Source organism: Pseudomonas synxantha (genome assembly GCF_900105675.1).
In the GTDB taxonomy this organism is placed as follows: domain Bacteria; phylum Pseudomonadota; class Gammaproteobacteria; order Pseudomonadales; family Pseudomonadaceae; genus Aquipseudomonas; species Aquipseudomonas synxantha.
Genome location: NZ_LT629786.1, coordinates 551,103 through 569,963 on the forward strand (window position 1 = coordinate 551,103; position 18,861 = coordinate 569,963).

The 18,861-nt window shown below is 60.7% G+C and carries 13 protein-coding genes; 9 read left to right on the forward strand and 4 right to left on the reverse strand.

The window, feature by feature from the left end:
• Window positions 1-170 precede the first annotated feature (170 nt).
• A complete protein-coding gene (locus BLU48_RS02660) occupies window positions 171-1,268 on the forward strand; it encodes a hypothetical protein (protein ID WP_371851121.1) in 1,098 nt (365 codons plus the stop codon).
• A gap of 93 nt (window positions 1,269-1,361) precedes the next feature.
• On the opposite strand, the gene BLU48_RS02665 is transcribed toward BLU48_RS02660, so the two are convergent.
• Window positions 1,362-4,256: a ribonucleoside-diphosphate reductase subunit alpha gene (locus BLU48_RS02665; protein ID WP_043050107.1), complete on the reverse strand. Its 2,895-nt coding sequence runs from the start codon at window positions 4,254-4,256 to the stop codon at window positions 1,362-1,364.
• A gap of 684 nt (window positions 4,257-4,940) precedes the next feature.
• Between BLU48_RS02665 and BLU48_RS02670 the strand changes: the two genes are divergently transcribed.
• Together BLU48_RS02670 and BLU48_RS02675 are read left to right on the forward strand one after the other, a co-directional pair.
• Window positions 4,941-5,666, forward strand: coding sequence for a response regulator (locus tag BLU48_RS02670; RefSeq protein WP_057025514.1), 726 nt, complete (start codon window positions 4,941-4,943; stop codon window positions 5,664-5,666).
• Window positions 5,663-7,276 carry an ATP-binding protein gene (locus BLU48_RS02675; protein ID WP_057025515.1) on the forward strand — a complete coding sequence of 538 codons (1,614 nt, stop codon included), beginning with the start codon at window positions 5,663-5,665 and terminating at the stop codon, window positions 7,274-7,276. The genes BLU48_RS02670 and BLU48_RS02675 overlap by 4 nt, the downstream gene beginning before the upstream one ends.
• Before the next feature lie 7 nt (window positions 7,277-7,283).
• Here BLU48_RS02675 and BLU48_RS02680 read toward each other — a convergent pair whose 3' ends face one another.
• Complete coding sequence (locus BLU48_RS02680) at window positions 7,284-8,000, reverse strand: 4'-phosphopantetheinyl transferase family protein (RefSeq protein WP_057025542.1); 717 nt, start codon at window positions 7,998-8,000, stop codon at window positions 7,284-7,286.
• 139 nt (window positions 8,001-8,139) lie between these two features.
• Here BLU48_RS02680 and BLU48_RS02685 point away from each other — a divergent pair, with 139 nt between their 5' ends.
• From BLU48_RS02685 to BLU48_RS02695, 3 genes are read left to right on the forward strand one after another with little or no spacing between them, the layout of a single operon-like run.
• Window positions 8,140-8,448 carry a hypothetical protein gene (locus BLU48_RS02685; RefSeq protein ID WP_057025516.1) on the forward strand — a complete coding sequence of 103 codons (309 nt, stop codon included), beginning with the start codon at window positions 8,140-8,142 and terminating at the stop codon, window positions 8,446-8,448.
• Window positions 8,449-8,466: 18 nt separating this feature from the next.
• On the forward strand, window positions 8,467-9,144 hold the full coding sequence (locus BLU48_RS02690; RefSeq protein WP_057025517.1) for a response regulator: 678 nt from the start codon (window positions 8,467-8,469) through the stop codon (window positions 9,142-9,144).
• On the forward strand, window positions 9,141-10,487 hold the full coding sequence (locus BLU48_RS02695) for an ATP-binding protein (protein ID WP_046069160.1): 1,347 nt from the start codon (window positions 9,141-9,143) through the stop codon (window positions 10,485-10,487). Before BLU48_RS02690 ends, BLU48_RS02695 begins: the two co-directional genes overlap by 4 nt.
• A 94-nt stretch (window positions 10,488-10,581) precedes the next feature.
• Here BLU48_RS02695 and BLU48_RS02700 read toward each other — a convergent pair whose 3' ends face one another.
• Window positions 10,582-11,580: an AraC family transcriptional regulator gene (locus BLU48_RS02700; RefSeq protein ID WP_057025518.1), complete on the reverse strand. Its 999-nt coding sequence runs from the start codon at window positions 11,578-11,580 to the stop codon at window positions 10,582-10,584.
• 337 nt (window positions 11,581-11,917) lie between these two features.
• Between BLU48_RS02700 and BLU48_RS02705 the strand changes: the two genes are divergently transcribed.
• The 3 genes from BLU48_RS02705 to BLU48_RS02715 all read left to right on the forward strand — a co-directional run bounded on the left by BLU48_RS02705 (window position 11,918) and on the right by BLU48_RS02715 (window position 14,961).
• Window positions 11,918-13,249, forward strand: coding sequence for a dicarboxylate/amino acid:cation symporter (locus BLU48_RS02705; protein ID WP_046069158.1), 1,332 nt, complete (start codon window positions 11,918-11,920; stop codon window positions 13,247-13,249).
• Between the two features lie 144 nt (window positions 13,250-13,393).
• Window positions 13,394-14,380: an XdhC family protein gene (locus BLU48_RS02710; RefSeq protein ID WP_057025519.1), complete on the forward strand. Its 987-nt coding sequence runs from the start codon at window positions 13,394-13,396 to the stop codon at window positions 14,378-14,380.
• The gene (locus tag BLU48_RS02715) at window positions 14,377-14,961 is read left to right on the forward strand and encodes a nucleotidyltransferase family protein (RefSeq protein ID WP_057025520.1); all 585 of its coding nucleotides are present in this window, start codon (window positions 14,377-14,379) and stop codon (window positions 14,959-14,961) included. Before BLU48_RS02710 ends, BLU48_RS02715 begins: the two co-directional genes overlap by 4 nt.
• A gap of 174 nt (window positions 14,962-15,135) precedes the next feature.
• Here the strand turns inward: BLU48_RS02715 and rne are convergent, their stop codons facing one another.
• Window positions 15,136-18,282 carry a ribonuclease E gene (gene rne, locus BLU48_RS02720; RefSeq protein WP_057025521.1) on the reverse strand — a complete coding sequence of 1,049 codons (3,147 nt, stop codon included), beginning with the start codon at window positions 18,280-18,282 and terminating at the stop codon, window positions 15,136-15,138.
• Between the last annotated feature and the right edge of the window lie 579 nt (window positions 18,283-18,861).

An 18,861-nucleotide genomic window follows, 5' to 3' on the forward strand; every position in this document is an offset into this window, starting at 1 on the left:
AAGTACCAGCGTTCAATCAAAGGCCCCTCGATCGAGGGGCCTTTTTTTGTGTGCGCTACATAGTTATTTACTGCTCGTTTCACCACGCCCCGATGCGGGAACGCATAACGCCGATTTGGCCACGGATCAGCCAGCGGACGGTTGTCGTCCGGCGAATATAGGGGAAGTAAATGGCGGGTTATGCATTGTGGGAGAGCGGCGCGCGGGGAGCGCGCGGTTTCGACGCGGGTATCTATGGCGATGTATATGGGCGGCAAAGTCCGGCGTACGGGGCCAATGACGACAAGGCCGCCAACACTGAGTCGGTCAGGCAACTGCTCAGCCAACTGATGGATGCCGAAAAAACCTCCAAGAGCCAGACCGCTCAAGAGCTTCGCGACAAGCTGAACGATAAGCGCGAAGAGCTCGGTGACGAAAAATTCAAAGAGATCATGCAGGAGCTGATGGAGAAGGCCGACGTCTCTTGGTTGGAGTTTCTGCGGCGCCTGATGAAGTTGTGGTTTCCAGAACTGGATGATGAATCGCCAACGCCCTCACCGCCTTCCCCTGGCCCATCGCCAAGAGGTGGAGGTGGTGGAGGCGGCGGTGGCAGGCCAAGTCCCAACAATTTCGGCCCCAGCGAGCCCATGAGTAATCTGCCGATTACCGAAGGCTCCAAGCACTTCAATTACAAACCCGATGAAAGTAACCCAGGTAAAAAACCAGACAATATCTGGAGTGGATTCAGCCAGGGGCCGGACGGCAATTGCGTCACCGTTTCAGCGATTAAGGGCGCAATGATGAAGTTTGGTCAGAAGCCCACTGACGTCTTCGCAGAGGTCAAAGAGACGAGCAATGGCTATTACGTGAAAATGCGCGATGGGAAAGAGGTTAACTTTTCCAAAGATGAATTACGGCAGGCTGCCAGGTATGCACAGTTCAAGGGCGATAACCCGCAGATGTTGACTGATGCCAACTTCATGTTTGCGGCGAGCGCCAAGCGTGCGCAGATGGAGGGCAATGGTCTGGACGACAACCCGAACGAATCGAAAAAGAGCTTTGCCCACGCGATGCAAAGCCTGAACAACGGCGAAATGCCCCACGAAGCGTTGGATCGCCTTGGTTTGAAAGGGCTCTACAGGAAATCCTCGAGTAGTGAACTGGCGAGCGGCAAGCTGGGCGTCGTGGCCTATGATCGCCATTCAATGGCGGTCATCGACGGTAAAGTTGAGCTATGGGGGCGGCGAGGTGGCGCGCCGAAGCAGGGTATTGCGTACGCGTTCCTCTAGGCGTGATAAACGAAAAAGCCCGATAAACCCTGTGCAGTCGGGGTTCATCGGGCTTTTTAAATCCAGGGCGTTCAAGTCCTGGATGGGTTCAGCTTATTGGCAAGCTTCGCAATCCGGCTCGTCAATCGCGCAGGCCTTTGGCACTGGTGCTGGGCCGGCGGGGGCTGCGAGTACCGAATCATCACCGTGGTTGCCGCTGGAAACAGCATTGAGCTTACCGGTGTTGATGGTCGACTTCTCGGTGCTGGTTGCGGCCAGGGCACGGAGGTAGTAAGTGGTTTTCAGGCCACGGTACCAAGCCATGCGGTAGGTCACGTCCAGCTTCTTGCCCGATGCGCCAGCGATGTAGAGGTTCAGGGACTGGGCCTGGTCGATCCACTTCTGACGACGACTGGCGGCGTCAACGATCCACTTGGTGTCCACTTCGAACGCGGTCGCGTAGAGCTCTTTGAGTTCTTGCGGGATGCGCTCGATCTGCTGCACCGAACCGTCGTAGTACTTCAGGTCGTTGATCATGACCGAGTCCCACAGGCCGCGGGCTTTCAGGTCGCGGACCAGGTACGGGTTGATCACGGTGAATTCGCCCGACAGGTTCGATTTCACATACAGGTTCTGGTAGGTCGGTTCGATCGACTGCGACACGCCGGTGATGTTGGCGATGGTAGCGGTCGGTGCGATGGCCATGATGTTGGAGTTACGAATACCTTTCTGTACACGGGCACGTACCGGTGCCCAGTCCAGGGTTTCGTTCAGGTCGACATCGATGTACTTCTGGCCACGCTGTTCGATCAGGATCTGTTGCGAATCCAGCGGCAGGATGCCCTTGGACCACAGCGAACCCTGGAACGTCTCGTAGGCGCCGCGTTCGTCGGCCAGGTCGCAGGAAGCCTGGATCGCGTAGTAGCTGACCGCCTCCATGGACTTGTCGGCGAACTCGACCGCAGCATCCGAACCGTAAGGAATGTGCTGCAGGTACAGCGCGTCCTGGAAGCCCATGATGCCCAGGCCCACTGGACGATGCTTGAAGTTGGAGTTCTGCGCCTGTGGCACCGAGTAGTAGTTGATGTCGATGACGTTATCGAGCATGCGTACTGCGGTGTTGACGGTGCGTTGCAGCTTGGCGGTGTCCAGCTGGCCGTTGACGATGTGGTTCGGCAGGTTGATCGAGCCCAGGTTGCAAACGGCGATCTCGTCCTTGTTGGTGTTCAAGGTGATCTCGGTGCACAGGTTCGAACTGTGGACCACGCCCACGTGCTGCTGCGGGCTGCGCAGGTTGCATGGGTCTTTGAAAGTCAGCCATGGGTGGCCGGTTTCAAACAGCATGGACAGCATTTTGCGCCACAGGTCTTTGGCCTGGATGGTCTTGAACAGCTTGACCTTGCCTGGGTACTCGGTGAGGGCTTCGTAGTACTCGTAGCGCTCCTCGAAGGCCTTGCCGGTCAGGTCGTGCAGGTCCGGTACTTCGGATGGCGAGAACAGGGTCCACTTGCCGTCATCGAAGACACGCTTCATGAACAGGTCAGGGATCCAGTTGGCGGTATTCATGTCGTGGGTACGACGACGGTCATCACCGGTGTTCTTGCGCAGCTCGATGAACTCTTCAATGTCCATGTGCCAGGTTTCCAGGTAGGCACACACAGCGCCTTTGCGCTTGCCACCCTGGTTCACGGCGACGGCGGTATCGTTCACCACTTTCAGGAAGGGGACGACGCCCTGGGACTTGCCGTTGGTGCCCTTGATGTACGAACCCAAGGCACGCACCGGCGTCCAGTCGTTACCCAGGCCGCCAGCGAATTTGGACAGCATGGCGTTGTCATGGATCGCGTGGTAGATGCCCGACAGATCATCCGGCACGGTGGTCAGGTAGCAGCTCGACAGTTGTGGACGCAGGGTGCCGGCGTTGAACAGGGTCGGGGTCGACGACATGTAGTCGAAGGACGACAGCAGGTTGTAGAACTCGATGGCGCGGTCTTCTTTCTGCTTCTCTTCAATTGCCAGGCCCATGGCCACGCGCATGAAGAATACTTGCGGCAGTTCGAAGCGGATGCCGTCCTTGTGGATGAAGTAACGGTCGTACAGGGTTTGCAGGCCCAGGTAGGTGAACTGCTGGTCACGTTCGTGGTTGATTGCCTTGCCGAGTTTTTCCAGGTCGAAGGTGGCCAGCACCGGGTTGAGCAATTCGAACTCGATACCCTTGGCGATGTAGGCGGGCAGGGCCTTGGCGTACAGGTCGGCCATCTCGTGGTGGGTGGCGCTGTCGGCCACGCCCAGGAAGCCCAGGCCTTCGGCACGCAGGGTGTCCATCAGCAGGCGCGCGGTCACGAACGAGTAGTTCGGCTCGCGTTCAACCAGGGTACGGGCGGTCATCACCAGGGCGGTGTTGACGTCGGTCAGGGCCACGCCGTCGTACAGGTTCTTCAGGGTTTCGCGCTGGATCAGGTCACCATCGACTTCTTCCAGGCCTTCGCAGGCTTCGGTGATGATGGTGTTCAGGCGGCCCAGGTCCAGCGGCGCAAAGCTGCCGTCGGCCAGGGTGATGCGGATCGACGGGTGCGCTTGCACGGCAGCTTCTTCAGCCGGGGAACGCACGGCACGTTCCTTGGCGCGCGAATCACGGTAGATCACGTAGTCGCGTGCGACTTTCTGCTCGCCGGCACGCATCAGGGCCAGTTCGACCTGGTCCTGGATTTCCTCGATGTGGATAGTGCCGCCCGATGGCATGCGACGCTTGAAGGTTGCGGTGACCTGTTCGGTCAGGCGGGCAACCGTGTCGTGGATGCGCGACGAGGCAGCAGCGGTGCCGCCTTCAACTGCAAGAAACGCTTTGGTGATGGCGACGGTGATTTTGTCATCGGTATAAGGAACGACAGTGCCGTTACGCTTGATCACGCGCAGTTGGCCAGGTGCAGTGGCGGACAGATCCAGGTTCGAATCAGCGGCCTGCGGCACGGAGCCCTGCGGGTTCTCGCGAGTTGTGTCGGTTTGCATGGGGGGTTGTCTCCACGTTCTATATTTGATTGCGAGTGCCAGGCTTTTTCCTGCAACACCCGTACCGTTTTCCATGTCGGGGATGGAGAACAGCTGCCATCCGCGTGAGCGGTTTGGTCTACTGAAAAATCTGTTGGTTCAACGCTGCGCTAGCAATAAAACGCTTGAGTTTCGAGCCACTTGTGTGGTTGGACGCTGGTGTCGAAAACCCTACATGTAGGGTCTTCATGAGCGCCGAGGTACAAGATAATGCGTTTTCGAGGGGTTAGCAACGGAGTAACCTGTGGATAACGCTGTGAGTAAAATGTGTAAGAAAGGTCGAATAGGCGTGTAGGCCGCATTGCTGCTGGATTACGCCGTTTGTCATTAAATATTTCGGGCTTGAACCAGCCTGCCCATTTTCGAAGGGCGCGAACCCTATCACAAACAAACGTGATCTCCGAATGGATTTCCAGGCTTGTGTTCAAGGGCCGGCGCGTGGCTACAATCCACCTCTGTTATCCCCTCAAGAGATGACAAAGAGGGTGTGCCTGATGAAGATCAAAATGTGGGAGAGGGCTTGCTCCCGATATCGGTGTGTCAGGCAATACATCTATTACTAATCCACCGATATCGGGAGCAAGCCCCCTCCCACATATGATCGAGTTGTCATGACGATTATCGATAGCGCGACGAGGATCACCCATGGAGCAAGAAGCCTGGCAGATATTGATCGTCGAGGACGACGAGCGACTCGCCGAGTTGACCCGCGAATACCTGGAAAGTAACGGCCTGTGTGTGTCGGTGGAAAGCGACGGCGCGCAGGCCGCGGCGCGCATCATCGCCGAACAACCAGACCTGGTGATCCTCGACCTGATGCTGCCCGGCGAAGATGGCCTGAGCATCTGCCGCAAGGTGCGCGAGCGCTATGACGGCGTAATCCTGATGCTCACTGCGCGCACCGACGATATGGACCAGGTACTGGGCCTGGACATGGGTGCAGACGACTATGTATGCAAACCCGTGCGCCCGCGTTTGTTACTGGCGCGTATCCAGGCGTTGCTGCGCCGCAGCGAGTCGGCGTTACCGGCAGTAGTGGAAAACCAGCGCCGCCTGCAATTCGGCCCCTTGGTGGTGGACAACGCCTTGCGCGAGGCCTGGCTGCACGATGGCGGTATCGAACTGACCAGTGCCGAGTTCGACCTGTTATGGCTGCTGGTGGCGAACGCCGGGCGCATCCTTTCCCGCGAGGAAATCTTTATCGCCCTGCGCGGCATCGGCTACGACGGCCAGGATCGCTCCATTGATGTGCGCATCTCGCGCATTCGGCCGAAGATCGGCGACGATCCGATTCACCCGCGCCTGATCAAGACGATCCGCAGCAAAGGCTACCTGTTCGTCCCCGAAGCCGCCGTCGATATGCCGCTGTGAACTCGATCTTCCTGCGCATCTACGGCGGCATGTGCGCGGCGCTGATCCTGGTGGCGCTGCTCGGTGCCCTGGCGTTGCACCTGCTCAACGATGTGCGCAGCGGCCAGTACCGCGAGCGCCTGGCCCACGGCACCTTTGCGTTGATGGGCGATAACCTGCAACCCATGAGTGCCATTGAGCGGCTGCGCGCCTTGGCGGTGTGGGAGCGCTTGCTGGGCATTCCGCTGGAACTGCGCACGTTCACCCAGGCGCAACTGGACCTGGGTCAGCGCAATCGCCTGCAACGTGGCCAGGTCCTGGTGGAGCAGACCGGCCCCCATGCGGCGCGGGTGCTGCGATTGGTCAGCGAACAGGAGCAGTTGGTGCTCACCGGCGAAGTGCAGCAGATCAGCGAGCAATTGGCCCGTGCGACCATCTACCTGCTGGCCGACGAACTGGTGCGCTTTCCAGTCGCCGAGCAGCCGCAGCGCCTGGCCGATATAAAGGAAGCCAAGGGCTTTGGTTTTGAAATGCACTTGGTGGCCCTTGACCAGGCCGACATGGACGACGACCAGCGCCGGCGCGTGGCGGAAGGCGATACGGTGATGGCCCTGGGCAAGGGCGGCGATTCGATCCGCGTGTTTGCCGGCATGGTTGGCACGCCATGGGTGCTGGAGATCGGCCCGCTGTATCAAATGAACCCTTACCCGGCGCAATGGCTGATTCTGATCACCTTGATCGGCCTGACCCTGATCGGCTTGATCGTCTATTTGCTGGTGCGTCAGCTTGAGCGCCGGCTCAAAGGCCTGGAGGCGGCAGCTACACGCATCGCCAAGGGCAACCTGGAGGTCCGCGTGCCGGCCCGAGGGGCTGATTCGGTCGGGCGCCTGGCGGCCGCATTCAATGGCATGGCCGAGCACTTGCAACAATTGTTGGCGATTCAGCGCGAGCTGGTGCGTGCGGTGTCCCATGAGTTACGCACACCGGTGGCGCGCCTGCGGTTTGGCCTGGAGATGATCGGTGATGCCGCCACCCCCGAGGCTCGGCGCAAATACCTGGAAGGCATGGACGGCGATATCCAGGACCTCGATGGCCTGGTGGACGAGATGCTCACCTATGCGCGCCTGGAGCAAGGGGCGCCGGAGCTGAATTTCCAGCGGGTGGACCTGGATGCCTTGCTCGACCAGGTGATCGGCGAATTGTCGCCACTGCGCCCGCAAGTCGCCGTCACCCGCGGTATTTGTCTGTCATCGACGCATTGGGATGACGCCTGGGTCGACGCCGAACCACGCTACCTGCACCGTGCCCTGCAGAACCTGGTGAGTAACGCCATGCGCCACGCCAAGGGCCAGGTGCTGATCAGTTACCAAGTAGGCCAGGTGCGCTGCCGCATTGACGTGGAAGACGATGGCCCCGGCGTGCCTGAAAGCGCCTGGGAGCGGATCTTCACACCGTTCCTGCGCCTGGACGACAGCCGCACCCGAGCGTCTGGCGGCCACGGCCTGGGCCTGTCGATTGTGCGGCGGATCATCTATTGGCACGGCGGGCGGGCGTTGATCAGCAAGAGCAACAACCTGGGCGGGGCGTGTTTCAGCCTGAGTTGGCCCCGGGATCAAGAGAAACCCCAATAGCGTCCTATCAAGCGCCGACGGCCACCAGGCTCAACAACTGTTCCCCCTCCAGCACAAATTGCCCCTCCAACTCCTTGCCACAACACCACTCACTCGACAGGTCCGTCAGCAACCGCAGCCGCACATGCCCAGCCTGCGACCACTCCAATACCTCGGCATGTTCAAAGTAAAAACGCTTTTGCACGATCGGATAGAGCGCCTTGAACAGACTCTCCTTGACCGAAAACGTCAACGTCACCAGCAGCCCGAGCTGCTCACGCGGTAGTGCCGCCATGCGCTGCAACTCATGGGCCGTCAGAATCTCCCCGGCCAGGCGTTCAGCCCGTTCCAGGGCCAGCAGGTTCTCCAGGTCCATCCCCAGCCCGCGCCACTGCGTCTTGTGGCCGACAATGGCTGCGGCGTGCCCGGTGCTGTGGGTGATGGAGCCACTGATATGCCCAGGCCAGACCGGTGCGCGGTCTTCACCGATCGCCGGGATGCAGTTGAGGTTATCGAGTCGTTGCAGCGCTTCGCGGGCGCACAGGCGGCCGGCGAGAAACTCCGCCTGCCGCTTGGCCACCGAGCGCTGGATGCTCGCCGGCGGCGGCACGGCGCTGCGCTGGAAATCCAAGGGGTTCAATAAGGCCGGGTCGAATCGCGTGCTCAAAAACACCGTGCCCGGCAAGGGGACAGGCAGCGGCCAACTGGCATCGAGTGGGGTACAGCAAGCGGGTAGGAGCGTCATGCGCAGCATTTTGCCGAGTTGGCGCGCCAGTGGATAGCCCGGCAGCGGTTCAGTTGTGGTTCAGAGCCTGTTCAGGGGGAGTTCAGGGGCGCTTGCGTAGTCTGGACCCCACAGCCTAAACGCGTATGAGGTAACCACCATGACTGCGATCAAGAAGCTGATGTTGGCGTTAACCATGCTCGGCGCCACCGCCGGCGTGCAAGCCTCGGATGGCGACTTTAGGGCATTTGGCAGCGAGAAAACCAAGAAATCCGGCAGCCCGATCCATCGTGTCAGCTTCGAAGACGCCGGCACCCAGACCGCGCCGTGGGGCCGGGCCCTGGGCGCTACCGCCGCGCAACCCGACTATCGCAGCGGCTACCCGCACCTGACGGGCCATTACAATGGCATTAAACTGCGCCCGCAAGACGTGCAGGGCCGCTATGATATCCCTCGGTCGGATAGTTGAATTGCCTTGGAGAGCCTTATGAAATTGCTGGTGGTGGAAGATGAGGCGCTGTTGCGCCATCACCTGTTTACCCGCCTGAGCGACAGCGGGCATGTGGTCGAAGCCGTGGCCAATGCCGAGGAAGCCCTGTACCAGACAGGCCAATTCAATCACGACCTGGCGATCATCGACCTTGGCCTGCCCGGCATGGGCGGCCTGGACCTGATTCGCCAACTGCGCACCCAGGCCAAGACCTTTCCGATCCTGATCCTGACCGCCCGCGGCAACTGGCAGGATAAAGTCGAAGGCCTGGCGGCCGGTGCCGACGACTATGTGGTCAAGCCGTTTCAGTTCGAAGAGCTGGAGGCGCGGATGAACGCCTTGTTGCGCCGCTCCAGCGGTTTTACCCAGTCCACCATCACTGCCGGGCCCTTGCTGCTGGATCTCAATCGCAAGCAAGCCTCTCTGGATGAACAGCCGCTGGCGTTGACCGCTTATGAGTATCGGATCCTCGAATACTTAATGCGCCATCATCAGCAAGTGGTGGCCAAGGACCGCTTGATGGAGCAACTCTACCCCGATGACGACGAGCGCGACCCGAACGTCATCGAAGTGCTGGTCGGCCGCCTGCGCCGCAAGCTGGAAGGGCCGACCGGGTTCAAGCCGATCGATACCGTTCGCGGCCTGGGTTACCTGTTCAATGAGCGCTGCCGTTGATTCGCTCGCTACGTGTGCGCCTGATGCTGGCGGCCGCCACCCTGGCCGTACTGTTCATGCTCGGCTTGTTGCCCGCCATGCAAGGCGCGTTCAGCCTGGCCCTGCAGGATTCCATCGAGCAGCGCCTGGCGTCGGACGTGACCACCCTGATCTCCGCCGCGCGGGTCGAAAATAATCGCCTGCTGATGCCGGCGCAGTTGCCGGATGAACGCTTCAACCTCACCGACAGCCGGCTGCTTGGCTATATCTACGACCGCGAGGGCCACCTGGTATGGCGTTCGCGGGCGACCCGGGAAGAAAACATCAACTACAAGCCGCGCTACGATGGGCGCGGCAACGAGTTTGCGCGCATCCGCGAAGCTAATGGCCAGGAATTTTTCGTGTATGACGTCGAGGTCAAGCTGCTGGGAGGCAAGAGTGCGGCGTTCAGCATCGTCGCCCTGCAACCGGTGCGTGAATATCAACTGACCCTCGAAGGCTTGCGCGAGAATCTCTACCTCGGCTTCGGCGCGGCCCTGCTCGTGCTGTTGACGCTGTTGTGGCTGGGCCTGACCTGGGGCTTGCAAGCCCTGCGACGCTTGAGCCAGGAGCTTGACCAGATCGAAGGTGGCACTCGTGAGAGCCTTTCCGAAGAACACCCCCGCGAACTGCTGCGACTTACCGGCTCCCTCAACCGGTTGCTGCACAGCGAACGCGAGCAACGCACACGCTACCGCGATTCCCTGGATGACCTGGCCCATAGCCTGAAAACCCCACTGGCGGTCTTGCAGGGAGTGAGTGAGGACATGGCTCAGCGCCACGAAGACCGTGGCCAGGCGTGGGTGCTGCAATCGCAGATCGAGCGCATGAGCCAGCAGATAGGCTATCAATTGCAGCGTGCCAGCCTGCGTAAGAGCGGTCTGGTGCGCCACCAGGTGCGTTTGGAACCGGTGTTGCAAAGTCTGTGCGATACCTTGGAGAAGGTCTACCGCGACAAGCGCGTCAACGTATCCTTTGACCTGCCGCAAGAGTGCGACGTGCCCATCGAGAAAGGTGCCCTGCTCGAAATGCTCGGCAACTTGCTGGAAAACGCCTATCGGCTATGCCTGCGACAAGTACGTATCAGCCTGGTGGAAAACCTGGACGGAATCGAACTGTGTATCGAAGACGACGGCCCCGGTGTGCCGCCCGACCAGCGCGCACGGATTCTGCAGCGCGGTGAGCGGCTTGATCGCCAGCACCCGGGGCAGGGCATCGGGCTGGCGGTGGTCAAGGACATCATCGAAAGCTACAACGCGCGCCTGACCTTGGGGGATTCTGCTTTGGGTGGCGCTGCGTTCAGGATTCATTTTCCGGCGCTGTGATGTCTATTGGCTGGGCTGGCATCCTGTGGGAGGGGGCATGCCAGAAATTATGTAGATACCCATGCCGAGATGAGCCAGCCTCGGCCACCTCCGTTTAACTCTCCTGCGCGCGATACGCCCCCGGCGTCAACCCCGTCCACTTCTTGAATGCCCTATGAAACGCCGACGGCTCAGAAAACCCCAACTGCTCGGCAATCTCCTGCAAGGATAAATCCGCCCGCCCCAAATGGTAGATGGCAATATCCCGGCGTAACTCATCCTTCAATGCCTGAAAGCTGGTGCCTTCTTCACGAAGGTGCCGGCGCAGGGTCTGCGGGCTGATGTGCAGGTGTTGGGCGACGGCCTCCAGGTCTGGCCAGGGCGTGCGATCGCGACTCAGCAAGCGGCGCAACTGGCTGCTCAGGCTGTCGCCTTCATCCGGCCGGGACAATAAGTCGGCAGGCGAGCGCTGCAGGAAGTGCTTGAGGGTGCGTTCATCCTGTAACAACGGCAGGCTCAGGTAGCGGCAGGGAAATACCAGGCTGCTGTTCGGCGCGCCGAACACGTGGGGGCAGGGGAACAACAGGTCGTATTCACTGGCATGGACCGGCATGGGGTAACTGAAGGTTGCCTGCTGCAGTCGAATTCGCTGGCCGATCAGCCAACTGCCCAGGCGATGCCAGATCACCAGCAGGCATTCACTGAGAAAGTGATCCGGGTCCCATAGCTGTGAGTCGTCCAGGCTCAGTCGCGCCATATCGCCTTCTTTCGTCAGCTGCCAGCGCGGGCCCTGCGGGAAGAGGCTATAAAATAATAAGCCGCGCTCCAGGGCCTTCTCCAGCGTGCGGCAATGGATCAGGGCGTGGCACATCATGGCGAAGGTGCCGCGTTTGCTCGGCCCATCGGCGAACCCCAGGTACTCGTCATCCAGCTCCAGCCAGAGCATTTGCAGCAGCCGGGTGAATTGCTCCGGTGCAATGCGGGCGCGAGGCTCGCTCAGCAGTTCAGGGGTGATGCCCACTTGCTGCAACAACACCGAGTAGTCGTAACCGGCTCGACGCGCACCGCCTAGGGCTGCTCGAGCGTAATGACTGGCGATGGTACGTTCGCGCATGCAAGGGCCTCGTCCGTGGAATGGCGGATGGTAGCCATGACCCGGCCGAGCGACAAGGCGGATATCCGCCAAATTGTAGGACGAGACCGGCTGGGTGGGCGGAAATCCGCCACATGATCGAATGCTCAGGGGCGGCTGTAACCCGCCTGGCCCTGATGTCTAAAGGCCTTCAGCGGATTTGCGCAAAGTGGCACGCCGTTTGCGATAAGGACTACAGCGCAGGCTTTGTCCTACAGGCTTCGCCAACAACAAATCCCTCCAGTGCAGGAGGGTTCGCAATTCAAGTGTCGTGGGCAATGGCGGATATTTGCCCCCGGGACGTTTGAGGAACTTTGCAATGACGACTCGTCAGCCAATCTACAAATCCCTGTATTTCCAGGTGATCGTCGCAATCGTTATCGGTATTCTGCTCGGCCACTTCTACCCGCAGACCGGCGTGGCCCTCAAGCCACTGGGTGACGGCTTTATCAAGCTGATCAAAATGGTCATCGCCCCGATCATCTTCTGCACCGTGGTCAGCGGCATCGCTGGTATGCAAAGCATGAAGTCGGTGGGCAAGACCGGCGGCTATGCGCTGCTGTACTTCGAAATCGTCTCCACCATCGCCCTGCTGATCGGCCTGGTCGTGGTCAACGTCGTGCAACCGGGTGCGGGCATGCACATCGATGTAGCGACCCTGGACGCCTCCAAAGTGGCGGCCTACGTCACCGCCGGTAAAGACCAGAGCATTGTCGGCTTTATCCTGAACGTCATCCCGAACACCATCGTCGGCGCCTTCGCCAACGGCGATATCCTGCAAGTGCTGATGTTCTCGGTGATCTTCGGTTTCGCCCTGCACCGCCTGGGCGCCTACGGCAAGCCGGTGTTGGACTTCATCGATCGCTTCGCCCACGTGATGTTCAACATCATCAACATGATCATGAAGCTCGCTCCGATCGGTGCCCTGGGTGCCATGGCATTCACCATCGGCGCCTACGGTGTGGGTTCCCTGGTGCAGTTGGGCCAGCTGATGATCTGCTTCTATATCACCTGCGTCCTGTTCGTGGTCGTGGTACTTGGTGCCATCTGCCGCGCCCACGGTTTCAGCGTATTGAAGCTGATCCGCTACATCCGTGAAGAACTGCTGATCGTACTGGGCACCTCGTCTTCCGAATCCGCATTGCCGCGCATGCTGATCAAGATGGAGCGCCTGGGTGCGAAGAAGTCGGTGGTCGGCCTGGTGATCCCAACCGGCTACTCGTTCAACCTCGACGGTACGTCGATCTACCTGACCATGGCTGCCGTGTTCATCGCCCAGGCGACCGACACCCACATGGACATCACCCACCAGATTACCCTGCTGCTGGTGCTGTTGCTGTCTTCCAAAGGCGCGGCGGGCGTGACCGGCAGTGGTTTCATCGTACTGGCTGCGACCCTGTCGGCCGTAGGCCACTTGCCGGTGGCCGGCCTGGCGCTGATCCTGGGTATCGACCGCTTCATGTCCGAAGCCCGTGCGCTGACCAACCTGGTGGGTAACGCCGTTGCCACCATCGTTGTGGCCAAGTGGGTCAAGGAGCTGGACACCGACAAGTTGCAAAGTGAGCTGGCGTCCGGCGGTACCGGTATCTCCGACACCCGCGAAGAAGATGACCTGGGTGTGGCCGAAGGCCCGGCGCCTGTCATCAAGTAAATCGCTGCTGGCGTGATCTGACGCCAAGGCAACCCGCAAACGCCCCGACTGGTTCGGGGCGTTTGCGTGTGTGTACGGCCACTTCTGGATTCTTTTGCTTTACAGTAAATGACGATTTCATTAACAACGCTGGCAGGAGGTTTGATGGACAGTGTGGATTTGAATGTCCTGCGTAGCGTCCTTGAGTGGCGCCGCGCCGGGCAGCGCGTGGTGTTGTACAGCGTGGTGCAGACCTGGGGCAGCGCGCCGCGCCCTCCTGGGGCGATGCTGGCCTTGCGCGGTGACGGGGTGGTGATTGGCTCGGTGTCCGGTGGCTGCATCGAAGATGACTTGATCGCCCGCCTGCAGGACGGGCGGCTGGCTGATGATGGGCCACCCGTCCAATTGGTCACCTACGGCGTCACCCGCGATGAAGCGGCGCGCTTTGGCTTGCCGTGCGGCGGTACGCTGCGCCTGACCGAAGAGCGGGTGGATGACTGGGGCTGGGTGGCCGAACTGCTGGCGCGCTGTGAAGACCACCAGGTCGTCGCGCGTGAATTGGACCTGACCACGGGCGCGGTAGCCCTGAGCGCCGCGAGCAAGACCGATGTGGTGAGCTTCGACGGCGAGCGTCTGCGTGCCATTTATGGGCCGCGTTGGCGCCTGCTGTTGATCGGCGCCGGGCAGTTGTCACGCTACGTCGCGCAAATGGCGCGCTTGCTGGATTTCGAAGTGCTGATCTGCGACCCCCGTGAAGAATTCGTCTATGGCTGGGAAGAACAGCACGGTCGCTTTGTGCCAGGCATGCCCGACGAGGCGGTGCTGAATATCCAAACCGATGAACGCACCGCTATCGTCTGCCTGACCCACGATCCGCGTTTGGATGACATGGCATTGCTGACAGCACTGAACTCTACCGCGTTCTACATCGGCGCGCTGGGGTCGCGGGTCAATACCCAGAAACGTCGAGAGAATCTCGCAGCCCTGGGCTTGTCGGAGGACGCCATTGCACGTTTGCACGGGCCGATTGGCTTGCATATCGGTAGCCATACCCCGGCGGAGATCGCTTTGTCGTTGATGGCGGAAATTGTCGCAATCAAGAACGGTGTGGCACCGGTGCAGAAAAAACCCTTGGCGGTGGTGGCGCAGTGACCGTCACGGCGATCGTGCTGGCAGCAGGGCAGGGCAGTCGTTTTCGCGCCGAAGCCGGTGCTGATCAGGACAAGTTGCTGGCCGTTTGCGTGGGCCTGGATGGCGTTTCCCGGCCGGTGATCGAGCAGGTACTGGTTAACCTGCCCGCGTCGCTTGTTGAGCGCTGGGTGGTGACCTCACCGGAGCGCCTTGAGGTGATTCGTTTAGCTGAGGCGTACGGTTGCAAGGTCTTGCTGCTGGAATCGGCCGGTATGGGTGACAGCATTGCCGCAGCCGTTACGGCCAGCGCCTCGGTGGATGGTTGGCTCGTTGTGCTGGGTGATATGCCGTTTATTCGATCCGCGACGATCGAGCGTGTGCTGGCCGATCCGGAAAACATCACTGTGCCGGTGCATGCCGGGCAGTATGGGCATCCGGTGGCTTTCGGTCGTGTATTTGGGCCTGCGTTGATGGCGTTGACCGGGGACCGTGGCGCGAAGCCTTTGTTTGCACAAGCACAGGTGCGAGGCGTGCAGGTGGATGATCCTGGGGTGCTGTGGGATGTGGACGTGCCGCAACGGTTGAGGTTCAGCGCCGACTGAATGTGGGAGGGGGCTTGCTCCCGATAGCTGTGGGTCAGCTCATGCAAATGTTGACTGATCCACCGCTATCGGGAGCAAGCCCCCTCCCACACTTGAACAGCCGTGTGTTCGAATCTTTTGCAGAAAAAAGCCCCGCCTGATTGCTCAGGCGGGGCTTTTTAGTAGCGGATGGAATCAAACGAGGGGTTTAGGCTCTTCTTCCACGGCCTTGTGCTCTACCGCCTGGGCAGCCGCTGCAGCCGCTGCTTCGGCTTCCTTGCGGCGACGACGCACTTCACGTGGGTCGTTCGGCGCACGGCCGTTTTCGGTAAGGGCGCTGGCAGGTGCAGCTTCAACTACAGGGGCGGCCACTTCGGCAACCACTGGGGCTTCAACTTCAACCACGGGTGCAGGCTCCACAACCGGCGTCGGCTCAACCACTGGGGCTGGCTCGGCGACGACTTCGGCAACCGGCGTCGGCGCTTCTTCTACCGCAGGGGCAGGCGTTGGCGCTTCAACCGGGGCAGCCGGCTCAGCGGTCCACTGAAAGGCGGTCTGTTCTTCGCGAACTTCACGCACAACCGGGGCGGCTTCTTCGGCAGCCGGTGCTTCTACAGCCGCTTCAACCACTGGCGCAGGCTCGATAACCGGTGCGGGCTCAACAGCAACCACTTCGGTTTCTGGCTGTGCGTCGCGAACCGGGGCAACTTCCACTTCCGCAGCCACTGGGGCTTCGATTGGGGTAGTGGCTTCAACGACTGGCGCTTCAACAGTCGGCGCTTCAACCACTGGGGTCTCGGCGGCTGGCGCTTCTACCGCAACGGTTTCCTCGACAGCAGCGGTAGCTCGCTCGGCTTGCTCGTGGGCCTGGGCTTCAGCAGGTGCGCTGATGACCGAGCTGGCGACGGCCGCGGTAACGGCCAAGCCAGCAGCCAGTTCGGCGCCTGTTGGTTCGTTGTTGGCAGCTTCTGCGTTTTCACCGGCTTCTTCCGAACCTTCGATCACGTTGCCGTTGGCGTCACGCTGACGCTCACGACGGTTGCTGCGACGACGCTGGCCACGGGAGCGGCGGCGTGGACGATCGCCTTCGGCGTTGTCCTGGCCGTCTTCCTGCAGTTGCTCTTCGCCGGTCAATACTTCTTCTTCGCTGGCGGCAGCGGCTTGCTCAGCGCGTGGTTGACGCTCCTCACGCGGTGGGCGCGGCTGGCGCTCTTCACGTGGGGCACGCTCTTCACGCGGCTGGCGCGCCGGGCGTTCTTCGGTGCTGGCAGCAGCGGCGGCAGCAACGGCTGGCGCGGCGTCCAGCGGCTCACGCAGTTCACGCACGCGCTCTTCGCGCTCGCCACGCGGCTTGCGATCTTCACGCGGGGCACGTGGGGTACGTGGTGCGCGCTCTTCACGCGGTGCACGTTCTTCACGGGCGACGGCCGGGGTGTCTTCGCGGGCTTCGCGAGGTGCACGCTCTTCACGTGGCGCGCGTTCTTCACGCGGTGCACGTTCTTCGCGAGGTTTGCGCTCTTCGTCACGGCGACCGTTGCGGTTACGGCTCTGCTGGCGACCGTTGCGACGTTCTTCGTTGCGCGCCGGGCGCTCGGTGGCAGGCTTTTCGACCACTACCGGGGCAGCAGGCTCTTCCTTGGTGGCGAACAGGCTGACCAGCGATTTCACCAGGCCTTTGAACAGGCTTGGCTCAGGCAGGGCGGCCGGGGCGGCAACCGGAGCAGCGGCTTCGGTAGGCATCGGTGCGTTGGCACGGGCCGGCGCGGTCTTCACGGCGGCTTCCTGGCGGACCAGGGTGCGGGTCGCAGCGGCTGGCTGGACTTCTTCCACTTCGGCAGCGGCAGCAGCGATTTCATAGCTGGACTGGCCGCTATGGGCTTCCGGGCTGTCATCACGCAGGCGCTGGACTTCGAAGTGCGGCGTCTCGAGGTGATCGTTCGGCAGGATGACAATACGGGCACGGGTGCGTAGTTCGATCTTGGTGATCGAGTTGCGTTTTTCGTTAAGCAGGAAGGCGGCAACCGGAATCGGCACTTGCGCGCGGACTTCGGCGGTGCGGTCTTTCAGGGCTTCTTCTTCGATCAGGCGCAGGATCGCCAGGGACAGCGATTCAACGTCACGGATGATGCCGGTGCCGTTGCAACGCGGGCAGACGATGCCGCTGCTCTCGCCCAGGGATGGACGCAGGCGCTGGCGGGACATTTCCAGCAGGCCGAAGCGCGAGATACGGCCGACTTGCACGCGAGCACGGTCAGCTTCCAGGCATTCGCGGACTTTCTCTTCCACGGCGCGCTGGTTCTTGGCGGGGGTCATGTCGATGAAGTCGATCACGATCAGGCCGCCGATATCACGCAGGCGCAGCTGGCGGGCGATTTCTTCAGCCGCTTCCAGGTTGGTCTGCAGGGCGGTTTCTTCGATGTCGCTGCCTTTGGTGGCGCGCGCCGAGTTGATGTCGATGGACACCAGGGCTTCGGTCGGGTCGATGACGATGGAGCCGCCGGAAGGCAGTTCGACCACGCGCTGGAAGGCGGTCTCGATCTGGCTTTCGATCTGGAAACGGTTGAACAGCGGCACGCTGTCTTCGTACAGCTTGATCTTGCTGGCGTACTGCGGCATCACCTGGCGGATGAAGGTCAGGGCTTCGTCCTGGGCTTCAACGCTGTCGATCAGCACTTCGCCGATGTCCTGGCGCAGGTAGTCGCGGATGGCGCGGATGATCACGTTGCTTTCCTGGTAGATCAGGAATGGCGCGGAACGATCCAGGGACGCTTCTTTAATGGCGGTCCACAGTTGGAGCAGGTAGTCGAGGTCCCACTGCATTTCTTCGCTGCTGCGGCCCAGGCCTGCAGTGCGAACGATCAGGCCCATATCAGCCGGTGCGACCAGGCCGTTCAGCGCTTCGCGCAGTTCATTGCGCTCTTCACCTTCGATGCGACGGGAAATGCCGCCGGCACGTGGGTTGTTCGGCATCAGCACGAGGTAACGGCCGGCGAGGCTGATGAAGGTGGTCAGGGCGGCGCCCTTGTTGCCACGTTCTTCTTTCTCGACCTGGACGATGACTTCCTGGCCTTCGCTCAGGACGTCCTTGATATTCACGCGGCCTTCGGGGGCTTTCTTGAAGTATTCGCGGGAGATTTCTTTGAGGGGCAGGAAGCCGTGGCGCTCGGAGCCGAAATCGACAAAGGCAGCCTCAAGGCTTGGTTCGATGCGAGTAATACGGCCTTTATAGATGTTGGCCTTCTTTTGCTCGCGTGCACCGGATTCGATGTCCAGGTCGTAGAGGCGTTGGCCATCTACCAGTGCAACACGCAACTCTTCGGGTTGAGTTGCGTTAATCAGCATTCTTTTCATGTTGTACCGTCGGTTTCCGGGCTGCCGGAAACGGCGTTCGGCACACACGACTTCTCACGGTCGGTGTCAGGTGCGTCAAGAGTGGTTGGCCACTCCAGTGTCCAGCAATAACCGGCCAATTGGGCCGCTATCGCGACGGACGCGTCCTGCTCGTTAGCGGTGGTGACAAAGGCACCACTTCAACAAAAGCTAAGGTCAGGAGGAGGAATCAACCGGCGACTGTGGACGAGATGAAGCGTCTAAATATAAGCCTAGTGCTACACAGTCCGACGGTTGTGCATCTCCACCCTACACGTATCCCTGATAATTCGGGTGCTGCCGCGCGCAGAATCCGCAGCGGGTTGGCATTTACCGTGTTCTCCAATGGGGAGTCCACGCTCATGGCTAAACAAGACTAGGTGTGGGCGACTGCGCTCTCACTCAGCTCTTAACAGGCGTTGTTTCCGAAGCATTCGCCATGGTCTGGCTCAAGACTGACTGCACTTTGTGAACTGGCCGTAAATATCGGCGCAAAAGGCGAGTATTCACTCTGCTTTCTGCACTCGCTTCAGGCCTCATGTCACCTGCGCT

Bases quoted from the DNA above. Each gene is read 5' to 3' on its own strand.
- BLU48_RS02670 (WP_057025514.1), top strand. From the start codon at position 4,941: ATGGAGCAAGAAGCCTGGCAGATATTGATCGTCGAGGACGACGAGCGA.
- BLU48_RS02660 (WP_371851121.1), top strand. From the start codon at position 171: ATGGCGGGTTATGCATTGTGGGAGAGCGGCGCGCGGGGAGCGCGCGGT.
- BLU48_RS02690 (WP_057025517.1), top strand. From the start codon at position 8,467: ATGAAATTGCTGGTGGTGGAAGATGAGGCGCTGTTGCGCCATCACCTG.
- BLU48_RS02680 (WP_057025542.1), bottom strand. From the start codon at position 8,000: ATGACGCTCCTACCCGCTTGCTGTACCCCACTCGATGCCAGTTGGCCG.
- BLU48_RS02710 (WP_057025519.1), top strand. From the start codon at position 13,394: ATGGACAGTGTGGATTTGAATGTCCTGCGTAGCGTCCTTGAGTGGCGC.
- BLU48_RS02705 (WP_046069158.1), top strand. From the start codon at position 11,918: ATGACGACTCGTCAGCCAATCTACAAATCCCTGTATTTCCAGGTGATC.
- BLU48_RS02700 (WP_057025518.1), bottom strand. From the start codon at position 11,580: ATGCGCGAACGTACCATCGCCAGTCATTACGCTCGAGCAGCCCTAGGC.
- rne (WP_057025521.1), bottom strand. From the start codon at position 18,282: ATGCTGATTAACGCAACTCAACCCGAAGAGTTGCGTGTTGCACTGGTA.
- BLU48_RS02685 (WP_057025516.1), top strand. From the start codon at position 8,140: ATGACTGCGATCAAGAAGCTGATGTTGGCGTTAACCATGCTCGGCGCC.
- BLU48_RS02665 (WP_043050107.1), bottom strand. From the start codon at position 4,256: ATGCAAACCGACACAACTCGCGAGAACCCGCAGGGCTCCGTGCCGCAG.